Here is a 22,420-nt window from a genome sequence, read left to right on the forward strand (position 1 = left end):
GTCCGCCTTCGAGTGAGATCCGCAGGAGAGGCACGCATGACAGACTGCGGCTAGAGGTTATCTTAACAGGCGGTTCCTCCCGGCAATTGAGGGTTTTTTGCAGAGGAACCAAAGTCCATTCATTCCCCGTTGTTCCAGCACAGGACGCTCTAGTCCTGCAACTTCGCCAAAGACTTCTCCAGGCGTACGCCGCGCGAGGCTTTCAGGAGAGCGACATCTCCCGACCGCAGGTTAGAACGCATCCATTTGCCTGCGTCTTCAGGAGTGGCGACAAAGATCGCATCTCCACCTCCACGTAAAGCTCCTTCGACGAGCGAACAGGCCGCTCCCCGTACTCCGAGGATCGTCGTAACACCCTTTTCTGCCATTCTCTTGCCGCATGCCTCGTGCAAGGACGCGGATTCCAATCCCAGTTCCAGCATCTCGCCCGCGATAACGAAGTGACGCTCGCCCGGCATAGCCATCAGGGCGTCAACCATTGCATCGAGAGCGCGCGGATTGGAGTTATAGGAGTCGTTGATGATGGTTGCGCCGTGCCAGCGCAGAATTTCGCCACGCTTGTCCGAAGGCTGCAGCTCCGCGATCGCCGCTGCACATCCCACGAGCGGGATTCCGCTGCGAACGCCCACCGCAATAGCCGCCAGCGCGTTCGACACATTGTGACGCCCCAGTAACTTCAGCTGCACCGGTGCACGTTCGCCACCGGCGACCACTTCGAAATTGATTCCTTCTATCCCGGCCTCGTGAAGATTCTCCGCGCGGATCTGTGCGTTCTCTCCAAATCCGTAAAGAACGGCACGCTCCCCCATGTCGCGACCAAACTCCCGAACGTATGGATCATCGGCATTGAGAAATGCGATGCCATCGGCAGGAAGCGACTCCACCAGCTCATATTTCGCACGGGCTACTCCAGCAATGCCGTCGGGGAAGAATTCGATATGCACAGGAGCGACGTTCGAGATGACAGCCCAATCTGGCTCCGCGATGCGTGCGAGCGCGGCTATCTCTCCGGCGTGATTCATGCCCATCTCGATGACTGCAACCTCATGATCGCGCTCTAGCCGCAACAGCTGCAACGGAACTCCGAAGGCGTTGTTCAGGTTTCCGGCGGATTTGAGCACACGAAGGCGCACGCTCAGCACCTGCGCGACTGCCTCCTTGGTTGTTGTCTTGCCGGCAGACCCAGTCACGCCGATGACCCGCCCGCCCCAGTCGCGACGGACCGCATGCGCCAGCCGCTGCATTGCATGGAGGACGCAATCCTCGCAGTCCGCAACGCGCAGCAGCTTCGTCTCATCGACGTCGGCAGGCACAAGCCATGCATTGCTCACAACGGCGGCAGCGGCTCCGCCAGCAAGAGCAGCAGCTACAAAGTTATGACCGTCCAGACGCTCGCCCGTTACCGCGAAAAACAGCTCGCCGGCGCCGACGGTGCGAGAGTCGATGGAATAGCCCTGTGCCTCGACAGAGGTGTCAAAGATGCCTTCAGCATGAATCCAATCGGCAATCTGGCCCAGCTTTAACTTCATTGCAGTCCTTTCAGCACTTGTGCGGCTACTTCCACGTCATCGAAGGGAACGGAGCCGCTTCGAAGAACCTGAACCTTCTCGTGGCCTTTCCCCGCAATCAGGACGATGTCTTCTTTATGAGCGGAGCGGATGGCGATCTCGATCGCCGCTGCCCTGTCTTCTTCTACGATGCAGGGCGTTCCGGTCTCTTCTACTCCCGACAGAGCCTCAGCGATAATTGCGTCGGGCTCCTCGCTGCGAGGGTTGTCGCTCGTAAGAACAACCAGATCGCTTCCCTCGCCAGCAGCGCGCCCCATGCGCGGACGTTTGGCACGATCGCGATCTCCTCCACAGCCGAACAGGGTGATAACCCTCCCGCCGCGCTCGCGCACCAGCTCGCGGGCAAGCGCAATCAGGTTTCGCAAGGCGTCGTCGGTGTGGGCGTAGTCCACCACCACCGTCAGACCGGAATCTGTAGGCACGACTTCAAATCGTCCGGGCACCTGGGCGCCGTTCCTGGCTGCGTGAGCTATCTGGTCGAGAGTCAGACCCCGCGCATGGGCAGCTGCAGCGGCTGCCAGAAGGTTGTAGACGTTCACGCGACCAGTTAGCGGCGACCTCACATCAATGTCTCCATGCGGCGTCTTCAGACGGAAGATCGTCTCTCCCGCGCTCATCCGAATGTCTTCCGGAAAGAAATCCGCCCGCGCATCGAGACCGTAGCGAACCAGCTGCGAGCGGTCGATAACATCGGCAATTCTCTTACCGTACGGGTCGTCAATATTGACGACGGCAACACGCGGGGGCGGCGCACCAACTCCTTCGAAGAGTCGAGCCTTCGCGGCGAAGTAGCTCTCCATGGTGCCGTGATAGTCCAGATGATCCTGGGTGAGATTGGTGAAGATGGCGACATCGACAGGGAAGCCCCAGACGCGCTCCTGTTCAAGCGCATGGCTGGACATCTCCATCACGGCCTCGGTTGCGCCTGCGCGCGCCCCCTCCGCGAACAGCTCCAGGACGTCCCTCGACTCCGGAGTCGTGTGAGGAGACTCGCGCACCTGCCGCGCAATATGCGTCTCGATCGTCCCGATCAGTACGCAGCTGCGACCGACGCTCTTGAGCATCGCCTCGAGGAGAAATGCAGTTGTCGTCTTGCCATTGGTGCCGGTCACAGCACTCAAAGCCAGGTGCTGCTGCGGATGTCCAAAGACCGCAGAGCTGGCTTCCGCAAGTGCGCGTCGGCCATGTTCCACAAGCGCTGCAGCCATCTCCGGGTGTTGGCTTCGAAGTCCCTCATAGGCTTCGACCGAATCGGTGAGAACAGCAACGGCGCCCTGCGCCATCGCCGATTCGATGAAGCGATTGCCGTCCGCCGAGCCTCCGCGCATGGCCACAAACAGATCGCCGGGGCCGACGCGGCGAGAATCGTACTGAACGCCATCGACCGCCACGGAGGCTTCGACATGCTTCTGCGTGCCGACCTCCCGAAGTACCTCGTTCCAATTCATATGCTGTGATTTTATGCGTCGAGAACAGGCTTTCCTAACGGGCGAATCTCACAACAACTTCGGTCCCGAGGGGCACCATCGTTCCTGCAGCCGGAGCCTGATCTTTTGCAAGGCCGCTGCCGACAGGCTGTACACGCAGGCCTAAAGTGTCAGCCTTTTCGACGACCGTGCGCAGCGAAGAGCCATCGAACGAAGGCACTGCGACACGATGCGTCGCATCCACTACGACGCCTCCATCGTCCCGCAGATGGACCGCAGGGGCGACGTGTGCCGCGACGGCAGCGGTGTTCTGCTGGGGCGAGTCGTCGGTTGAGCCGGAGTGCAGCGCAGCCAGTACTTTTGACGGCAACAGATTCGTGCTGGCGGTCTGGCTTGTCTTGGGAGCCGACGACGGCGCCCTGTCGTCGATCGCCTGCGTGGGGGGCTGGTCCGTGTTCTGGGCAGAGGAGCGAAGAGGATCGTCCGCGGGCAGGTCGTTAATGTCCGCAAACATCTGGTTGAGGTCGGCGCCGTTCTCGATCGGCGATTCCTTCGCGACCTCTTTGGCAACCTCCATCATCTGCTTCTTGGTCTTCAGCGGCTGATCGTGTGGCACACCGAGATACTCAAGCACCTCCTGTGCCACCTCCTGAAAGACCGGCGCACTGGTCTCAGCGCCATAGCGCGAGCCTACCGTCGGGGTATCGATCACGACCGCGATCGAGATGGCGGGATTGCTGACAGGAGCGAAGCCGGCAAAGCTGGCCACCAGCTTGGTATGCGAGTAGGTGTGCGTTGCAGGATCGATCTTTTGCGCCGTACCCGTCTTTCCGGCCGAGCTGTAGCCGTTGAGCTGTGCCTTCTTGCCTGTACCCTCCGTAACGATGCCCTGCATCATCATGCGCATCTTCGCCGACGTCATCTCCGAGATCACGCGGTGCGCTCCATCCGGCAGCGGAGAAGGAAGCTGATTTGCCGGCCTGAACGAAATCGGCTTCAATCTGGGATCACCTCGTGCCTCGTCGGTGGACTGCAGCAAAACATGCGGCGGCATGTAGACTCCACCATTCGCGATGGTGCTGACCATGGTCACCAGCTGAACCGGAGTTACACCCACCTCCTGGCCAATGGCCAAAGAGAGAATACTGGTCGAGCCCCACTTCCTTGGTTGCCGTAACAAGCCGCGCGTCTCGCTCGGAAGCTCGATGCCGCTCCTGTCTCCGAAGCCGAAGGAACGCATGTAGTCATAGAATTTCTGATTGCCGAGCTTGAGCGCCATCTTCGCAGCGCCTACGTCGCTCGAGTGCTCGAGAGCATACTGCACGGTGACCCTGCCAAAACGATCACTATGATCGTCGTGCAGCGTGCGGCCATACATCGTCATCGCGCCGTACTGGCAGTCAACGATATCCGTGGGCTGTACTCCAGCCGCATCAAGAGCCGCGGCGTAGGTCACCAGCTTGAAGGTCGAACCGGGCTCATAGACATCACTGACCGCGAGATTCTGAAGTGCACTGGCATCGATATGGTGTCGATCATTCGGATTGAAACGTGGAGCAATGGCGAGTGCAAGAATCTGGCCGGTGTGAGGATCCTGCACCACCACGGTCCCGTGGGCCGCCTTCATCTTCGCCATCTGCGCGTCAAGCGCACGCTCGGCCATGTACTGGATATTGGCATCGATGGCTAACACCAGGTTTTCGCCCGGCATCGGCTGGCTCTCCTGGCTGCCCAGGATGTGGCGTTTGGCATCGACGGCAGTCATTACATGCCCTGGTGTTCCATGCATCTCGTCGTCGAACTCGCGTTCAAGGCCCCCAAGGCCAGTATCGTCGGTTCCAACATAGCCCAGGACCTGAGCGGCGAGGTCGTTGTTGGGATAGAACCGCTTGAACTCCTTCTGAAAGTAGACCCCTTTCAGATTCAGTTCTTTTACCCGCTGTGCCGTCTCGTTGTCGACCCGACGCGCGACCCACGCAAAGTTGCGCGAGGCATTGAAACGCGCCAGCATCTGCTTATCAGTCGTGAAGCCATCCAGCGAATCTGTGTGAACCACCTTCGAAAGAAGGTCGGCGGTAGAGGCGCGGTTCTCACCCAGCTCCGTCGGAACAGCGTAGATGCTGTCGACCAGCACCGTCATAGCCAGTTCCTTCAGATTGCGGTCGTACAGCACTCCTCGACGCGGTGCAACCTCAAAGGTGCGCTGCTGCTGGCGAGCTGCCCGCTCAACGAAGTCGCTGTGGCGAACAACCTGCAGCCAAACCAGTCTGGCCCCAAGAGCCGCCGTCCAGAGGGCAAAGAAAAGCGCCACGTTGACGAACCGGATTCTCCGAATGGGAGCGGTCAGTGTCTGCCGTGGCGCCTTGTTCATGATGCTTCTTCCAATCTGAAACTTATAATTTTGCTGCTTCTGCTCCTATCGAGCGACGATGGCCGGGGTCTTGGCTTCTGCCCATACGGGACCGGAGTTGACCTCGCTCCCATCCGGCCGCACGACCTGACCGGGCTGCGGTGCGTCCAGCCCGAGCTGCTTCGCCATCTTGTCGATCCGCTCCGGATCCGTCAGCTGGGCTTCGCTCAAACGGAGCTGATGGTTCTGCTCGCGCAACTGCTCAACCTGCTGCTTCTGTGCCTCGACGCGGTAGCCGATCTCAATAGCCATAAAGTGCTGCCAGACGTAGACCATCACCAGCATAAACAACATGCTCATGACCACGGCAAACTGACGCATCTCGCGGCGCCGTTCCGGATCGTCGGCCTTCACCAGGCGGGTGTTGTCGATGTGCTTGGCGAAGAAGACCTCGGGCGTCGGCCCCCGGCGTGCCTTGCGTTGCGCCTCCAGCAATGCGCGATTTCGCTCTGCAACAGACTCCGTGCGACGCTGCGGTCTTGCCGCTGCACCCATCATCCCAATCTGTTGTCCTGCCATTGCCGACGTTGCCATCGTGCACCTCTCATTCTCTGCTTCACTTCTCTGTCATCCTCAGAAACGAAACCGGGCCGGGATCGTTATTAGAGGAAGGGACTGTTTGTTACTGGTTGTCTTTCGCCTGAAAGCACGGTGGGACAACCCCGGCCCGATCACTTGTCTCCAAAAACCTCAACCATTCAGAACCAAGTACGACAAACAACATCAAACTCTGACTGCCGCCCGCAGCTTTGCGCTTCTTGACCGCGGGTTTCGTCTCTCTTCTTCTTCGCCGGCGACCACCGGCTTCTTCGTCAAAACCTCGTACACTCCGTTGCGTGCAGCTTCACGAAATGCGTCCTTCACGAGCCTGTCTTCCAGGGAATGAAAGCTGATCAACACCAGCTGCCCTCCCGGCTTCAGCAGAGATGGCGCGCTCTCAAGCAGCGTCCTGATCTCTCCCAACTCGTCATTCACTCGAATTCGAAGTGCCTGAAAGGTCCGTGTCGCAGGATGAATCTTGTCACCTTTCATTGTTGGGGCCGCAGCCGCTACGACTCTTGCCAGTTGGGCTGTTGTCGTAATCGGCCGGGCCCTCACAATGGCTCTGGCGATTCTCCGCGACCTCCTTTCCTCTCCGAATTCGTAAATCAGGTCGGCGAGTTCGTTTTCGTCCTCCTGATTTACCACTTGCTCGGCCGTCTCCCCCGTACGCGTATCCATCCGCATATCCAGGGGGCCTTCCGACCGAAAGCTGAATCCTCTGTGCGCCTCGTCCAGTTGCAGGCTGCTTACTCCAAAGTCCGCAAGCAGGCCGTCCAGACTTCCCGGCTCAATCTCGCTTGCGCCTCGGAAAATGCCTTCGGCACCAGCCGAAGCTGCGGCATCTCCGGGCCAAGCTCTTCGCGAATCTCTCCAAGCTTCGTCTCCGCGAGCTTCATAGCCTCGGGATCGCGATCGAAACCGATCAGCGTCCCTTTCGGTCCCAGCCTCCTCGCAATCTCCGAAGAGTGACCGGCGAGCCCGAGCGTGGCGTCAACATAGACTCCGCCCGGCCGCACATTGAGGTACTCCATTACTTCCTCTAAAAGAACCGGCACATGCTGCGGTTTACTCATCGATCTCCGCCCTCTGTGCTGCCCCTGGGGGCCAACTTCCTACAACCCAAGATTTGCCAGCGCTGCCATATCGGCCTCGCTCATCGGCTGAGCCTCCAGCTCGGCCTTGAACGAATCGTGGTTGACGACCTCGAGAAACGTCTGCGATCCCAAAACAACGACATCCCCTACAACCTTTGCCGACTCCCGCAGGATCTGCGGCAACAACAACCGCCCCTGCGCGTCCATCTCTGCCATCTGGCCGTAATAATTCGTTACGTCCAGAAACTTCTTCTTTGCCGGGTTCATGGAGGGGATGGAGGCTAACTTCTCCTCGATCTTTTCCCACTCCTTCAGCGGGTAAACCTCAGCCCGCTTCCCGTCCTTGCTCGTGATGTAGAACTGGGGCCCATACAGCTCATCCACCCGGCGCTTGAACTCAGCCGGCAGCTTGAGCCGGCCCTTTTCGTCCACGCGCGTTGGGTGATTTCCCCGGAACATGACAACCTCGATACCTTGTGTGGCTTGCTTGAACCCAAATCTTCAGGGGAGAGGTAGACTTCCTTCAGATTTTTCTCTGATTGGTCCCTTTCACTCCACTTTTTACCACTTCCGTCCACATAGTCTCGTAGTAGCGGGGCGCTGTAAAGGACGGATTTTGCATACAAGTGGAAAAAAAGGAGTTATTCCCACAATGGGCTGTGAATAATTCAGGCCCTTGGGTTACCAATCGTGATAACCACTACATATGGGGTTAACGGAGTCGGTTCATAGCGACTCTGTCACTTGAAACGTTGAAACCGATCTGATAGGCGAATTAAAGGCGAAAGCGCCCCCAAGGCTCACGCGACCTGCTTCTCCTTCTTCTTTCTAAGAAGCCAGATCAGGTAGGCGAGAACCACAAGGTTGATGAGCAAGAGACTGAGGCGGAACAGGTTAGAGTGGCGGGTCAGTTCGAACAGCTCCCAGGGCAGGAAGGAGATCGTCAGACCGAGGGTGAGGTACTCTGCCCAGACCTTCTCGAGCATCAGGCCGATGCCTTCGGTCAGAGCCAGGCAGGAGTAGGCGAAGGTCGCGAGGCTGATCAACTTCAAACGGTGAGCGTCGACCAGGTCAACCTTCTCCAGCAGCAGCGTCACAAGCTTGCTTTCGGGATCGAATTTGAGAGCCGTGGCGAGCCGCATAATCTCGTCGCCGAGATCCTTGTGCAGCAGATGAATCGCTCCTACTCCAAGAAGAAAGAAGAGGATGGCTTTTCCGAGCTTGAAGAGGCCGATTGCCATGAGGCCACGATCTCTATGCCGGTGGCCGGCAGGAGCGCGTGAGATCGAGGCTTTCCAGCTTCGATCGGTTGTCAGTTCGCTTTCCATCCTGATTCTCAGTTGACGGACTTACGCGGGAAAAGTCAACGACGGCCGAGCGGCCTCTGGAACTCGCTGCAGCGCAGTGCCTATGGAAGCAATCAGAAGATTCGCTCTCTGAGATCCGGTGGCGGATCCGATACTGGTGAGCGCTGTTTTCGAAAATCAGGAGTGCTTCGCCAGCACCTGTTCCATCAGGCGGTTGAGATAGGGTCTCGCTTTTTCGAGCGCGGCCTCAGCGGTGACTCCGTACTTGGCGCGGAGATCCTCAACCTTTCCATGCTCGATGAAGGCGTCGGGCCAGCCGATGCGAACGACGGGGACATTGATCTCCAGCTGGTTGAGAGCTTCCATCACAGCAGATCCAAAGCCGCCTGCGAGGACGTGATCCTCGAGCGTAATCATCAGACCTGCACGCGAGCCGAAATCGGCGAGGCAGTTGCTGTCGACAGGCTTGGCAAACCGAGGATTGATGACGGCGGCCGAAAATCCTTCGCGCTCCAGCATCTCCTTCAGGCGAACGGCCTCAGGAAGCATCGCTCCCAGGCCGAGGACGGCCACATCGACGTGACCGGGATCGCTGATGATCTCAGCCTTGCCGATCTCGAGCGCCACCGGCTGAGACTTCACCTTCGCTCCGGGTCCGTTTCCGCGCGGGTAGCGGATGGCGGAGGGCCCCTCGTGCAGCATGGCCGTGTACATCATGTCCTGCAGCTCGTCCTCGTCCTTGGGGACCATGTGAACGAGGTTGGGGACGCTGCGCAGGTAGCTGATGTCGAAGAGTCCATGATGGGTCGGGCCATCGTCGCCGCTCAGGCCGCCCCGATCCATGCAGAAGACTACGGGAAGGTTCTGCAGGCAGACGTCGTGAACGATGGGGTCGAAGGCTCGCTGCAGGAAGGTGGAGTAGATCGCGCAGAACGGCTTGTAGCCCTTGGTCGCCATTCCAGCGGCGAAGATCACGGCGTGTTCCTCTGCGATGCCGACGTCGAAGTAGCGCGAAGGATGGTGCGGCCGAAAGAGGTCGAGCGCGGTTCCGTTGGGCATCGCCGCTGTGATCGCGACTACTTTCTCGTTGGCGGTCGCGAGCTTGGTCAGGCTTTCGGCGAAGATCTCGGAGTAGGTCTTCTGACCGGCGGATTTGGTCTCGCCCGACTCCGGATCGTAGGGCCCGAGGCCGTGAAACTTCTTCTGTTTCTCGAGCGCCGGCTGAAATCCCCTGCCCTTCTGCGTGATCGCGTGGAGGACGACGGGCTTGTTCTGCTGCTTGAGGAACTTGAATGTCTCGATGAGCAGCGGCAGGTTGTGGCCGTCGATGGGACCGTAGTAGCTCAGTCCGAACTCCTCGAAGAGCATTCCCGGGCCGATCAGGCCCTTTGCAGCCTCTTCAGCCTTACGCGCAACGTGACGGGCAGCCTTTCCACCAAACTTCTCGATCAGGCCGGCAGCCTTGTCGTGGAGATTGCTGAAGGTGTTCGTGGCGGTGATCTTGTGGAAGTACTCCGCGATGGCCCCGACGTTCTTGTCGATGGACCAGGCATTGTCGTTGAGCACGATGATCATGCGGCGCGTCTGCGCGGCGATATTGTTGAGCGCCTCGAACGAGATGCCATTGGTGAACGCCGCATCTCCGGCCAGAGCAACAATGTGTTCACTCCCGCCAGCGAGGTCGCGGGCCACAGCCATTCCAAGGGCAGCGGAGAGTGCCGTGCCTGCATGGCCGGCGCCGTAGCTGTCGTGCTCGCTCTCGGTGCGCAGCATAAATCCGTTGAGACCGTTGGGCTGGCGGATGCTGGCGAAGCTCTCTTCGCGCCCGGTCAGGAGCTTGTGTACATATGCCTGGTGACTGACGTCGAAGACGAAGCTGTCGGTCGGGGTATCAAAGACGTAGTGAAGAGCGATGGTCAGTTCGACCACCCCCAGGTTGGGACCGATGTGTCCCCCGGTCTTGGCCACCGATGTGATGAGTCTCTCGCGTATCTCTTCGGCGAGGTGTTCCAGCTCAACCGAGGAGAGCTTCTTTACATCGGCTGGCGACTTGATTGTCTTTAGAATCCCGTCCATCTGTCGTTGTTCCTGTGGGGCCTACTTCTGAATTTGACGCAACTTCTTTCCATGAGACTCTTCGGCCTCTCGTTTCGACAGTTTCTAAGTATAACGACCTCTCCTCGAGAGGTGGGTTCTGGAGTTTCCCGTAGCGGTGGGTATACCGAATTTGCGCAAAATCTTCAGAACAAATGATTTAGCCTTGGACCTTCAAGCTAAATTATTGATAGCAGGGGACTTATGTGACAGTGCCTTTGCTGCCCAGAAAAATTGAGGTCCGGCATAAAGCCGGACCTCAATTTGAAACTCTTGGTTAAGAGTAGCAGTCGGGACGCAACTTTCCGGCATCGGGTAACCGCTAAATGCAAATGGTTTAAGTACCTATATCTCTTGACAACACTTTAGAAGGCTCAGATCTGGGAGTATGGAGCGGGGTTGAGGATGAGACTGTCTACGTTGCTCACGATGGGCTCGAAGCTATAGCGCTGATCGGCGGACAGCTTTTTCCAGTCGGGGTCCGTACGGAACTTATCCCAGCCCGCGTTGAGTGCGTCGATGTCCGGGAAGCTGAGCATGTAGGTCAGCTTCGGCAGATTGGGGCCGATCATGGCGTCTGAGAAGAAGACGTTTCCGCAGCCCGACTTACGGAAGATTTCGAACTCGCCACCGTGGAACATCTCTACCTTGCGGATATGGTCAGCCGGGGTGGGGCTCTCATAGGTGCGGAGCTGGAAGATGCGCTTCCCTTTTGCCGGTGGAGTGAGTTTGGGATATCCCTCGAACGACTTCAGCAGGGTGCTCTCGATTCGCTCGAAGGGTGGCTCTTTAGCCGGGGCACTCCAGAAGGCCTCTCCTGCCTTGAGGAAGGCTGCGTCCTTGGCAAGGAGGAGGTCGACATCGACGAGGGTCTCGAGATTGGTCCCTGGAATGAGGAGATAGGTTGTGGGAGTCTGGGGTCCAAACTCAACCTTGAAGGCTCCGATGGCAGAGAGACCGAGCCGGTTGAGTGCAGGAATGAGTGCCTCGCCGAAAAACTGGTCGGACAGCTTCCCCTGTGGGCCGCTGCGCAACGTGTATTTCCGGAGCTGGTAGTACTCGCGAGAACCGCCGGAGGGGGCGGCAGATTGCGCTACGGCACCCTGGGTGAACGCAGCGGCCGAGGTGGCCACGGCAGCCTTGAGGAAACTTCTTCTACGCACGAATCGATTCTCCTAAGACGAGAGATGTCTGTTTTCTGCTCAGGTCTGACAGTCTAACCGATGCGAGGGTGCGCTGGCATCTTCGAAAGCGACTTGGGGATTAGAGCGGCGTGGGTGAGGTGGTGGGTTGGCATGGGCGAGGGGTGAGTTGCGGAGATTCGCTCGAAGAGAAGATTTAGCGGCGATGATGATTTTTTGGGGAGAGTAGGGAGTTCCGGATGTAGAGATCTGCATACGTTGGGGGGAATGTCGGTAGTTTGCGAGCGCATAGCGCCAACCGCATATCCTTCGACTGCGCCTCTCGTGATAAGGCCACGAGAGGCTCCGCTCGGGATGACACCTTTAGTTGAGGTGAACTGTTGCATGGAGGACCTTTGTGCTCAGGGGACATCCTTACTGAGGAGGAAACTCATGCTTGGCTGAATCCTGCTTAGGATGACACTTTCCCGGCTGACACTCTCACGATGACTCCCTGGGAGGGACTATTACCTTCCACGGCCTGTGTTCGCAAGGGGTCAACCGTCTGTGCTTCGCCGCACTGAGGCGCCGTCTACTCCGAGGCTGCTTCGAGTGCGGCGTCGCTGGGGAGTTGAGTGCCGAACTCGCCCTCCCACCTGGCGATGACTACGGAGGCGAGGCAGTTTCCAACGACGTTTACCGTGGTGCGGGCCATATCGGCAAGAGCATCCACCCCCAGCAGCACGAAGATCGGTTCGGTGGGCAGGCCAAAGGTGGCGGCGGTTGCAAGAAGAACGACAAGAGTAGCGCGTGGGACACCGGCGACTCCCTTGCTGGTGAGCATGAGCGTCAGCATCATGGCGATCTGCTGGCCAACGGAGAGGTGCATTCCTGCGGCCTGGGCGACGAAGATACTCGCCGCGGCAAGGTAGAGCGTGGAGCCATCGAGGTTGAAGCTGTATCCGGCGGGAATGACAAAGGAGACGATACGGCGGGGTACGCCGAGTGCCTCCATCTCTTCCATGGCGCGCGGGAGTGCGGCTTCGCTGGTGGAGGTCGCGAAGGCGATGGTCGCAGGTTGAGCGACGGCCCGGAGGAAGCTCCGGACGGGGACACGGAAGAACAGAGCGATGGGAAGAAGGACGAGGGCAGCGAAGGCGAGGAGAGCGCCATAGAGCGTGAGCAGGAGCTTCCCGAGGTTCAGGAGCACGCCTACTCCCATATGGCCGACCGTATAGGCCATCGCGGCCCCAACCCCGATGGGGGCGAAGTACATGACGACGTTGGTGAAGCGAAACATGACCTCACTGAGTCCCTCGCAGACCTGGAGCACGATGGAGCGCCGCTGTGGGCTGAGACCGGCGAGCGCGATTCCGAAGAAGACGGCAAAGACAGCGACTTGAAGGATCTGGCCTTCCGCGACGGATTTGGCGATGTTCTCGGGGAAGACATGGAGGAGGAAGTCCTGCCAGTGGGTGGCGGGCGGCGCCGTCTGGGTGATCTCCTGAGCCATGCCGGCTGGGGGCACGGAGAGGCCGCGACCTGCCTGGCTGAGGTTGATTGCTACGAGACCGACGACCAGCGCGAGTGTGGTGACGACTTCGAAGTAGATGAGGCTGCGAATTCCGATACGACCGACGGCCTTGATGTCGCCGTGACCTGCGATTCCGGTAACGAGAGTCGCGAAGATGAGTGGGGCGACGATGGTCTTGATGAGACGAAGGAAGATGTCGCTGAAGACCCGAAGCGAAGCAGCAAAATGGGGAGCGTCGAATCCCAGTTCCGCACCGACGACCATGGCGACGAAGATCCAGGGGGTGAGAGTACGCCTTCGCATCGCAAAGACGATGAGAAGGAGCATGGCCAACCAGCGAAGAACAAGCGCCGGAAGATGTGGAGCATGGAGGGTAACGGCGAGGACGCCCGCGCTAAGCAGAAGCGCTGCAAGCGCAACAAGAGCTCGTTCGATGGAATGCGTTCGCACTCCGCGCAGGATACCAGCAGGGACGAAGCGGAGGCGGCGGAGTGGACGGGAGAGCTCCGGGCAGCGTTTATTGGTATAAAAGCCTTTGGTCCTCCGCTGGAGATGCGGGGCGGCTGGATATGCGCTGCGCGGACTCCTTCCGCGTGCGACGAGGATTGGAAATACGCGGTCTTCGCACGATGAGACCGTACCGAGGTCTGACATGCAAAAGAACAATCGATATCTCTCTCTGGCGGCCGCTTTGCTTTGGATAGCAGCTTCCGGCACTCTCGCTGCCCAGATTCCTGTGTCTTCCTCCCCTTCGCTGGATGGCCTGAGCCAGAAGAGCCCGACGATCAGTCCTCTGACGCAACCTACCCTTTCGCCGGGAGTGATTCTTCTGATGGAGCTGGAGGGGAGATTCGCCAAATCCGTTGCAGAAGGCGGAGGCAAGGCGTTTGCACAGTGGTTTGCCGACGATGCCGTAGTGCTGAACAACGGAAGGCCAGCCACAGCGGGGCGTACGGCGATCGCGGCACAGGCACAGTGGGACCCGAAGGTGTACCAACTGATGTGGGTTCCCGAGGGAGGACAGATGGGTCCGTCGAACGATATGGGCTTCACCTGGGGTCACTACGAAGGCCACTCGAAGGACAAGAACGGCCAGCCGATCGTGATCGAGGGCCGCTATATGACAGTCTGGAAGAAGATGCCGGACGGCAACTGGAAGGTCGCCATGGACGCCAGCGCAGATGGTCCTGCGGCGGCAGGCGAATGTTGTGCATTGCCAAAACCGTAACAATGCGCTACACCTAAAGTTGGATACCCCCTCCCCGACATGCTGACCTAGGATCGAGCTGCAAGTTATGAGTGCTCTTTTGGTCAAAGACGAAGCTCCGCGGAGTCAGGGCCTGGAGCAGAAAAACAGGCCAAATCCGCAGGATGATCGGGCGCTTGACGAGCTTGCGTTGCTGGCGAAACAGATCTGCGATGTCTCCGTCGCGATGGTCTGGGATCTGGATGCCGGGAGTGTGCACGTCAAGGCCGCAGCAGGGATAGCGGAGACGCGTCTCGCGCCAGAAACTCTCCCCTGGGATGCCGCTATGGAGCGGGATGCGGTCTTTGAGATCTCCGATGCGCGGCTTGAGCCGGAGTTTGCGCCCGACGGCTTCACAATCGAGGGACAGTCTTTCTGCTTCTACGCAGCCACGCCGCTGACCACCGCTTCCGGCGCCAGCTTTGGAGTGCTGGCGGTGCTGGATCAGGCTTCGCGCCAGCTGACAGAGGCACAGGCGCGAGGCCTACGCACCCTGGCACGCCAGATGGTGGCGAAGCTCGAGTGGAAGGAGCGCCTGCAGCAGCTCGACGAATTGTCTCGTGCGCAGGAAGTCGAACTGGTGTCGCTGACGCAGCAGAACAGGCTGCTCTCGGCGGTTCTCGAGACTGTCGACACCCTGGTGGCGGTCTTTGATTCGGAAGGACGCATCGTTCGGTTCAACAAAGCCTGCGAGGACGCGACCGGATATAAATCGACGAGTCTTGCGGGGGGATATATCTGGGATCAACTGGTTCCACAGGACGAGGTCGCCGCTGCAAAGGACTGGTTCGAAAAGCTTCGAGACGGAAGCTTTCCGGCGGCCTTCGAAAACCGCTGGGTACATCGCGACGGCAGCAAACGGCGCATTGGGTGGTCTGCGACTGAACTTCGCGATATCGACGGGCAGGTCATGTTCATCGTGGCAACGGGTTCGGACCTCACGACGAAGGAGCCGGAGGACAAGTACCGGCAGCTTGTAGAGGGCTCGCTGGGAATCGTATTCACACACGACCTGGACGGCCGCCTGCTGTCTCTGAACACCCATGGCGCGGCCACGGTGGGCCGCAGGGTGGAGGAGATGGTGGGGTCTCCGCTTGCGTCCTTCGTTCCGCTGAAACGGCGAAGCACGATCGAGGAGTACCTCGACTCTGTGGTCAAGACCGGAAAGGCGCAGGGCATGCTGCACCTGGAGCACATCAATGGGGATGTGCGGGTGGTGGCCTACAGGAACAAGCTGATTGCGGACGGGGATAAGAGTCCGTATGTTCTCGGATTCGGCGTAGACATCACCGAACAGGTCAAGGCCGAGAGGAAGCTGCGTACGCTGACGCGGCAGTCGAACTCGATTCTGGAGTCGGTCGGTGATGGAATCTTCTGCATCGATCGCGAAGGCAGGGCCACCGTTGTAAATGCAGCAGCGGCGCAGATGCTGGGCTACAAGCAGGAAGAGATGCTGGGTCGCGTTATGCACTCCCTGATTCAGCACACAAGGGGCGATAGCAGTCCCTATCCGATGAGCGAATCTCCGATCTGCAAGAGTCTTACCAGCTTCGGGACGACCCGGGTGCGGGACGAGCTCTTCTGGAGGAAGGACGGAACGAGCTTCCCTGTCGAGTATGTTGCCCGGCCGCTGATCGATGCGAATGCCAGTGATAGTGGAAGCCTCCGCGCCCTGGGCGTGGTGGTCGCGTTTACGGATACCTCGGAACGCCGCGCACTGGATCAGATGAAGGATGAGTTTATTTCGACCGTCTCCCACGAGCTGCGCACGCCTCTGACGTCTCTCCGTGGAGCGTTGGGACTTCTCAGCGGAGGCGCGCTGCTTCGGCGGCCGGAGAAGTCGCAGCAGATGCTGGATATTGCGATCAACAATGCGGACCGGCTGGTGAGGCTGGTCAACGACATTGTGGATCTCGAAAGAATCTCAAGCGGAAAGAATGAGCTTCACCTGACGATGGTTCGCGCGCGTGAACTGCTCCATGGCACGGTGAACGTCTGCGAAGCCCAGAATCCTGGATCGAGTCAGCGGATTCGGCTGAGACCCACGGAGGTGAGCGTGTGGGCAGACTCCGAACGCATCCTGCAGGTACTGAACAACCTTCTGTCGAATGCCTTTAAGTTTTCTTCTTCAGATGCCGAAGTCTATATTTCGGTCCGGCCTGTTGACGATCAGGAGGCTCTGTTCGAGGTGAGGGATCACGGACGCGGAATCGCTCCGGACAAGCTTGAGCGAATCTTCGATCGCTTCCAGCAGGAAGATGCCTCGGACTCGCGCGCGCTGGGGGGAACGGGGCTGGGCCTGACCATCTGCCACAGGATTATCGACCTGCACGGTGGACGGATCTGGGCTACCAGCACAGCAGGCCTGGGAACCAGCGTCTACTTCACGCTGCCGACCAGGCCGCGCATGAACCTCCGGTAATCTCCCGGAGGCTGCGGTGCAGGTCTCATCTTTTTGCAGGTTGTGTGCGAGAACGGCGTGTAAGGCTACTCCTCGTTGTCGCGAAGCTTTGCGATAACGCTGAAGTCTTCAAGCGTGGTGGTATCTCCCTTGACCTCACCGTTGGTGGCGAATTCACGAAGCAGTCGCCGCATGATCTTTCCGCTGCGGGTCTTGGGGAGAGCCTCCGTAAAGTGGACGTCGTCGGGACGGGCGAGAGCTCCAATCTCCTTCGCGACCCACTGGCGGATCTCCTGCTTGAGTTCGTCAGAGGCGACGTGTCCCTCCTCCAGAGTGACGAAGGCGCAGATCGCCTGGCCCTTGAGATCGTCGGGACGGCCAACCACCGCGGCTTCAGCGACCTTGGAGTGTGCGACCAGAGCTGACTCGATCTCCATCGTTCCAAGGCGGTGTCCGCTGATATTGAGCACGTCGTCGACGCGTCCCATCAGCCAGTAGTAGCCGTCGGCGTCACGGCGCGCACCGTCTCCGGTGAAGTAACTGCCGGGAATCTCCACCCAGTACGCCTGCTCGTATCGCTCGGGATTTCCGTAGACGGTGCGGGCGAGCGATGGCCACGGCGTCCGGAAGATGAGGAGGCCGCCTTTGCCGTCGGGAACGGGCTCACCTTCTTTTGTAACGACTTCAGGAACAATTCCGAAGAAGGGGCGGGTTGCGGAGCCGGGCTTGGTGGCGACGGCACCCGGGACGGGAGCTATCATGATGGCTCCTGTCTCGGTCTGCCAATAGGTGTCGACGATGGGGCACCGTTCTTTGCCGACCTCGCGGTGGAACCACATCCACGCCTCAGGATTGATGGGCTCGCCCACCGTTCCCAGCAGCCGTAACGAGGCAAGCGAGTGCTTGCGTACATGCTCCACACCCCACTTAGTGAAGGCGCGAATGGCAGTTGGAGCGGTGTAGAACACGGAGACCTTGTGGGCATCGACGATCTTCCAGAAGCGGTCACATTCCGGCCAGTTCGGAGCGCCTTCGTACATCATCACGGTCGCACCGTTCTGCAGCGGACCATAGACCACGTAGCTATGGCCGGTCACCCACCCGATATCGGCGGTGCACCAGTAAACGTCGTCTTCGTGGAGATCGAAGATGTACTTGGAGGTGAGGTAGGTCTGGACCGAGTAGCCGCCCGTGGTGTGCAGCAGCCCCTTCGGCTTGCCGGTCGTTCCGGAGGTGTATAGAAGGTAGAGGGGATCCTCCGAGTCCATCCATTCGGGAGCACATTCCTTCGCGGCGGTCAGCATCGACTCGTCCCACCAGAGGTCGCGGCCTTCCTTCATGTTGACGGCGGTTCCGCTGCGGCGATAGACGATCACGTTCCTGACGGTAGGACACTGTTCCAGCGCCTCGTCCGCAATCTTCTTAAGGTAGATCTCCGAGCCGCGGCGATAGGCGGTGTCCTGGGTGATGAGAGCGACACAGGCGGAGTCGTTGACTCGATCGACGATCGCATGTGCGGCAAAACCGCCAAAGATGACCGAGTGCACGGCGCCGATGCGGGCACAGGCGAGCAGGGCGATCGCCAGTTCCGGACACATCCCCATATAGATCGCTACGCGGTCGCCCTTTTGGACGCCGAGACCTTTAAGCACATTGGCAAATCGCTGCACTTCGGCGTGCAGGTCTCCGTAGGTAAGTCTGCGGACCTCGCCGGGCTCGCCTTCCCAGAGAAGGGCAACTTTGTCGCGGCGTGCGCCCTGAGCGTGGCGGTCGACGCAGTTATGCGAAAGGTTGAGCTTACCTCCCTCAAACCATCTGGCTCCCTGACCAGAACCATTTTTGCCGGGCTCCAGCACGCTGGTCCAGGGAGCGAACCACTCCAGCTCCGAGGCAGCCTCGGCCCAGAACTCCTCCGGCTTTTCGATGCTGCGGCGATACATCTGCTCGTACTGCTCGAGGCTGGAGATGTGGGCCTTGGCGCGGAACTCCGGCGAGGGTTCAAAGACCCTGTTCTCCCTCAAGCTTGAATCCAGATTCGCCGTTCCTTCTGCAATCGCCGTCACGCTACATCCTCCACTGATTCAGTGCGAGTTATCTCCACTGATTTCGGTACAAAAAAGGTACGCTATGGTGGATACGACCGGCAACCGGCAGCTAGGACAAATGTCCCGGGACAGAGACAAAAGCGCATCCATGCAGAGGATATATCGCCTTCCACTGCGACACTTCCATGCCGGTTTGCGATACCGCTGAAGGTGGCGGGATAGACTCAGGATCAGAATGTCTTCCTCAACTCTGTTCTGGTCCGCGGGCGTGGGATTCTTCCTTGGCTTTGGTTTCGGGGTGGGATGCGCGCTTGCGGTGATGTATTCCATCTATCTTGGAGGCTATCGTGCGGCGATCCGTGATTCCAGGCTCCCGGAACCGCCTGAACGCTATCGCGAAGCTTTGAAGAAGCTCGAGCAGCGTCGAAACGATCCCACCGGCTAGCTTGTGTCAATCGTAAAAGTGGTCGGCGGCTTTGCCCTGAGACCTTCTTCCGGAAGCACCGGTAACAACTCTCTAGCCTTTGGAGGCCAGCATCGTCTTCAGATCGTTTACCTCTGCGTTCAGCGCGGTCAGCTGTCGCAGGATCTCGCCCCGTTCGTGGACTTCACGCAGGGGATCGTTCTGTTCGACATAGAAGTTACCACTGGGTTCAAGGACACATTTTTTGACCTGGGAGAAATCGTTGAGTCCAAACTTGTGAAGAACACTCTTCAGTTCGATCTCCGTGAGAGCCTCCTTTTTCAGAGCAGCCCAGTCAACCTGTCCCTGGAGGATGAGGATGGTCTCTTTGCCCTCCAGAGCCTGGTTCAGCTTCGGCATTCTAAAGAGAAGACGCGAGAGGAGATAGTTGATCGCGAGCAGCGAAAAGACACCGATGATGCCGCCTGTGACCGAGTTGTCCTCTCCGATGATTGCGTTCTGAACCGTATTGGAGAGACAGAGCAGAACGATGAGATCAAACGGGTTGAGCTGCGCCAGCTCGCGCTTTCCAAAGATGCGTACGAAGATGACGAGACAGAGGTAGACGATGATGGGTCGCACTACCTTCTCAAGCAGCGGCACCGGCAGATGAAACATGTTTTGGAACACAGCGGACACCTCGTCAACCCTCCATGCTACTGCCACTCACGGGTCTTCAAGCGTAACGCTGCTGGTGCCACTGCCATGCGCTGGCGACGATCTGGTCCAGTTCCGGGTACTTCGGCTTCCAGCCGAGTTCTGCCTTGATCTTTTCGGAGCTTGCGACGAGAACAGCAGGATCTCCCGGACGACGTTCGTGCTCCTCAACCTTGATAGCTCGCCCGGTAACCCGCTGAACGGATTCGATTACTTCGCGAACCGTGAATCCCTGTCCGCTGCCCAGGTTGTAGATCAGGCGGCTGGTGCGATCCAGGGCCGCCAGGGCGAGGAAGTGGGCGTCGGCAAGGTCACTGACGTGAATGTAGTCACGGACGCAGGTGCCGTCCTTGGTGGGGTAGTCCTGGCCGAAGACCTTGATGCTGGAACGGCGGCCAAGCGCGACATCGAGGATGAGAGGAATCAGGTGAGACTCCGGCTCATGCGCCTCTCCATAGCCTTCGATTGCCCCGGCAACGTTGAAGTAGCGCAGGCTGGCGTAGCGAAATCCGTGGATGCGGTTGAACCAGGTAAGCATCTGCTCGACGAGCAGCTTGCTTTCCCCATAGGCGTTCGTGGGCTGCAGCCTGGCCCGCTCGTCGATAGGTGTCGACTCCGGCTCCCCGTAGCAGGCGGCCGTTGAGCTGAAGACAAGGCGGTCATGACCGGTGGCATGCATCGCCTCAAGCAGCGTGAGGGTGGCCATGGTGTTGTTGCGAAAGTAGAGCTCCGGATATTTCATGCTCTCGCCGGCCTCGATGAGGGCAGCGAAGTGCATGACACCGTCAAATCGCCCTTCCCGGAGCGTGGCTTCGATACGACCGCGGTCGGAGAGATCTCCCTCGACGAAGTTTGCCCCGGCGGCTACCGCCTCCCTCCGGCTGTGACACAGGTTGTCGTAGATGGTTACTATGTGCCCACCCGCCAGCAGAAGCCGGGACACGGTACCCCCGATGTATCCTGCTCCGCCTGTCACTAAGATGTTCATTTCATGGCTCCTGATCGAATCGTCCTGCATACCACAAAAGTATAAGTGTCAACCAGTTACGAGTAGGGCACTATACTGGAAGTAACGGATTGGCAGAGCCCCGGCTAACGACTGGACTGGTCTCCCAATTGCACGGTGCCTGCTGCAACCCTGACGCAATTGTTCACGTCTGTCTTGTATGCGCTCCTTTGGCGGCAGCATAAGTTGTCGTTTGCTCTCGCCACGAGCAGTAGTTGCTCGCGGCACTTTACCCCAGTTGGGCTGGGGTTTGATTCTCCCCGGTACACCAGTCCTCCGGTATCTTTACCCGGATTGGTCCCGATGTTCCACCTCTTCTGCAGGAGGGGTGTCAACAATAAGGACTCATATATGGCTAAGCCTTTGCATAGTGACGATTTGACTCCACCGCCCAGTGTGCAGTTTTCTCATTTTGGAGTTTTACACGATGGACAGCAGAGCAAGGGCTCACTGTTCACCTCCATCACTGTAAATGTCATTCTCGCGATCATTGTTTGCATCATTGGTGCAGCCGCGAAGAAGACGGTCGATAATCATCGGCTGAAAGAGATCAGCCTCTCCCTCCCCCTGAAGCCCATTGAACCGGTCAGACCGAAGATCACGCCGAAGCCCCTTCCCCCACCCCCGGTCGTGAAGACGGCTCCGCGGAAGATCACGATGCCTCAGGTGAAAGAGCCGGAACCGATCAAGCCCGTACAGGTAAAGATGGAGCATCCTGCTCCTGTGATGCCTCCCGCGCCTCCCAAGCAGGTCACTGCTCCTGCGGCTCCCCGGCCGGTATCGCTGGCCCACCCGCAGGCAGCCTCGGTCGTCAATAACTCGCCACACCCGACGCCCGTTGCTCTGGGCCGACCGGACAATCCAATTGCGCCTTCGAATCGCCCTGCCACGGCAGCCATCGATCTGGGCCAGCGAGGAATGTCGGGCATGCCCGCCTCAAACACCGGTACAGGACCACGCGCCAGCGCAGTCAGCCTGGGGTCAGGGTACGCCGGCAGCCAGCAAATGGCGGGCAATGGGGCTCGGCCGGTACAGGGAGTCAGGCTCGGTGTTGCCGGAGGGACGGGACCAATGAACTCCAGCGGTCGTACGGCGGCAAGCGCGGAAGCTGTCAATCTGGGCCACGCGACCCCACCCCCGATGCCGAAGCCGACCGCCCCTGTCTCCACTGCTTCCCGGGCTCCGAAGGTTCTCTACAAGCCTCGCCCGCAGTACACCCAGGAGGCGATCAAGCTCCATATCGAGGGAACAGTATCCGTTCGTCTGCGTGTCTCCGCGACCGGCACAGTCCAGGTCCTGGGAGTCACCAGTGATCTTGGCCACGGCCTTGGAGAGTCGGCCATCCACGCTGTCGAAGCCACTCGGTTCCAGCCTGCAACCGATGCTTCCGGCCACCCTGTTGACTGGGAAGGCATCGTCAACGTCGCTTTCCAACTTGCTGGATAAAATACGTATCGGGCGCTACATCCATACTTGCTGGCCATTTATGTGTTCCATTTTTGCA

At 59.1% G+C, this 22,420-nt stretch carries 17 protein-coding genes and 1 pseudogene; 5 read left to right on the forward strand and 13 right to left on the reverse strand.

Going from position 1 to position 22,420, the window contains the following annotated elements; genetic code table 11:
- Positions 1–149: 149 nt before the first annotated feature.
- The 10 genes and pseudogenes from JAO29_RS06405 to JAO29_RS06450 all read right to left on the reverse strand — a co-directional run bounded on the left by JAO29_RS06405 (position 150) and on the right by JAO29_RS06450 (position 13,425).
- Complete coding sequence (locus tag JAO29_RS06405) at positions 150–1,529, reverse strand: UDP-N-acetylmuramoyl-tripeptide--D-alanyl-D-alanine ligase (protein ID WP_334267360.1); 1,380 nt, start codon at positions 1,527–1,529, stop codon at positions 150–152.
- Positions 1,526–3,016, reverse strand: a complete 1,491-nt coding sequence (locus JAO29_RS06410; RefSeq protein WP_334267361.1) for a UDP-N-acetylmuramoyl-L-alanyl-D-glutamate--2,6-diaminopimelate ligase — start codon at positions 3,014–3,016, stop codon at positions 1,526–1,528. Before JAO29_RS06410 ends, JAO29_RS06405 begins: the two co-directional genes overlap by 4 nt.
- A 34-nt stretch (positions 3,017–3,050) precedes the next feature.
- The gene (locus JAO29_RS06415; protein ID WP_334267362.1) at positions 3,051–5,366 is read right to left on the reverse strand and encodes a penicillin-binding protein; all 2,316 of its coding nucleotides are present in this window, start codon (positions 5,364–5,366) and stop codon (positions 3,051–3,053) included.
- A gap of 45 nt (positions 5,367–5,411) precedes the next feature.
- Positions 5,412–5,939: a septum formation initiator family protein gene (locus JAO29_RS06420; protein ID WP_334267363.1), complete on the reverse strand. Its 528-nt coding sequence runs from the start codon at positions 5,937–5,939 to the stop codon at positions 5,412–5,414.
- A 189-nt stretch (positions 5,940–6,128) separates the two neighbouring features.
- A pseudogene (rsmH, locus tag JAO29_RS06425) lies at positions 6,129–7,021 on the reverse strand (16S rRNA (cytosine(1402)-N(4))-methyltransferase RsmH).
- Between the two features lie 39 nt (positions 7,022–7,060).
- The gene (locus JAO29_RS06430) at positions 7,061–7,501 is read right to left on the reverse strand and encodes a division/cell wall cluster transcriptional repressor MraZ (RefSeq protein WP_334267364.1); all 441 of its coding nucleotides are present in this window, start codon (positions 7,499–7,501) and stop codon (positions 7,061–7,063) included.
- Between the two features lie 341 nt (positions 7,502–7,842).
- Complete coding sequence (locus tag JAO29_RS06435) at positions 7,843–8,370, reverse strand: DUF2127 domain-containing protein (protein ID WP_334267365.1); 528 nt, start codon at positions 8,368–8,370, stop codon at positions 7,843–7,845.
- A 156-nt stretch (positions 8,371–8,526) separates the two neighbouring features.
- Positions 8,527–10,425 carry a 1-deoxy-D-xylulose-5-phosphate synthase gene (dxs, locus tag JAO29_RS06440; protein WP_334267366.1) on the reverse strand — a complete coding sequence of 633 codons (1,899 nt, stop codon included), beginning with the start codon at positions 10,423–10,425 and terminating at the stop codon, positions 8,527–8,529.
- 392 nt (positions 10,426–10,817) lie between these two features.
- On the reverse strand, positions 10,818–11,606 hold the full coding sequence (locus JAO29_RS06445) for an NIPSNAP family protein (protein WP_334267367.1): 789 nt from the start codon (positions 11,604–11,606) through the stop codon (positions 10,818–10,820).
- Positions 11,607–12,156: 550 nt separating this feature from the next.
- Positions 12,157–13,425 (reverse strand): dicarboxylate/amino acid:cation symporter, encoded by a 1,269-nt coding sequence (locus tag JAO29_RS06450; protein ID WP_334267368.1) that lies wholly within the window; start codon positions 13,423–13,425, stop codon positions 12,157–12,159.
- A gap of 39 nt (positions 13,426–13,464) precedes the next feature.
- On the opposite strand from JAO29_RS06450, the gene JAO29_RS06455 reads away from it, so the two are divergent.
- The 3 genes from JAO29_RS06455 to JAO29_RS06465 all read left to right on the forward strand — a co-directional run bounded on the left by JAO29_RS06455 (position 13,465) and on the right by JAO29_RS06465 (position 16,766).
- Entirely contained in the window at positions 13,465–13,731 is a 267-nt protein-coding gene (locus tag JAO29_RS06455) for a hypothetical protein (RefSeq protein ID WP_334267369.1), read from the forward strand.
- Positions 13,732–13,750: 19 nt separating this feature from the next.
- A complete protein-coding gene (locus tag JAO29_RS06460; RefSeq protein WP_334267370.1) occupies positions 13,751–14,326 on the forward strand; it encodes a YybH family protein in 576 nt (191 codons plus the stop codon).
- 67 nt (positions 14,327–14,393) lie between these two features.
- Complete coding sequence (locus tag JAO29_RS06465) at positions 14,394–16,766, forward strand: PAS domain S-box protein (RefSeq protein ID WP_334267371.1); 2,373 nt, start codon at positions 14,394–14,396, stop codon at positions 16,764–16,766.
- Positions 16,767–16,831: 65 nt separating this feature from the next.
- On the opposite strand, the gene acs is transcribed toward JAO29_RS06465, so the two are convergent.
- Positions 16,832–18,808, reverse strand: a complete 1,977-nt coding sequence (gene acs / locus JAO29_RS06470; protein ID WP_334267372.1) for an acetate--CoA ligase — start codon at positions 18,806–18,808, stop codon at positions 16,832–16,834.
- A gap of 217 nt (positions 18,809–19,025) precedes the next feature.
- On the opposite strand from acs, the gene JAO29_RS06475 reads away from it, so the two are divergent.
- On the forward strand, positions 19,026–19,235 hold the full coding sequence (locus JAO29_RS06475) for a hypothetical protein (RefSeq protein WP_334267373.1): 210 nt from the start codon (positions 19,026–19,028) through the stop codon (positions 19,233–19,235).
- Positions 19,236–19,307: 72 nt separating this feature from the next.
- Here the strand turns inward: JAO29_RS06475 and JAO29_RS06480 are convergent, their stop codons facing one another.
- Both JAO29_RS06480 and galE read right to left on the reverse strand, forming a co-directional pair.
- Positions 19,308–19,883 carry a DUF421 domain-containing protein gene (locus JAO29_RS06480; protein WP_442886333.1) on the reverse strand — a complete coding sequence of 192 codons (576 nt, stop codon included), beginning with the start codon at positions 19,881–19,883 and terminating at the stop codon, positions 19,308–19,310.
- Between the two features lie 46 nt (positions 19,884–19,929).
- On the reverse strand, positions 19,930–20,898 hold the full coding sequence (galE, locus tag JAO29_RS06485; RefSeq protein ID WP_334267375.1) for a UDP-glucose 4-epimerase GalE: 969 nt from the start codon (positions 20,896–20,898) through the stop codon (positions 19,930–19,932).
- Positions 20,899–21,267: 369 nt separating this feature from the next.
- Between galE and JAO29_RS06490 the strand changes: the two genes are divergently transcribed.
- Positions 21,268–22,362: an energy transducer TonB gene (locus JAO29_RS06490; protein WP_334267376.1), complete on the forward strand. Its 1,095-nt coding sequence runs from the start codon at positions 21,268–21,270 to the stop codon at positions 22,360–22,362.
- The last annotated feature ends 58 nt before the right edge of the window (positions 22,363–22,420 follow it).

The sequence above is a fragment of the Edaphobacter sp. HDX4 genome (assembly GCF_036877565.1).
Classification (GTDB): domain Bacteria; phylum Acidobacteriota; class Terriglobia; order Terriglobales; family Acidobacteriaceae; genus Edaphobacter.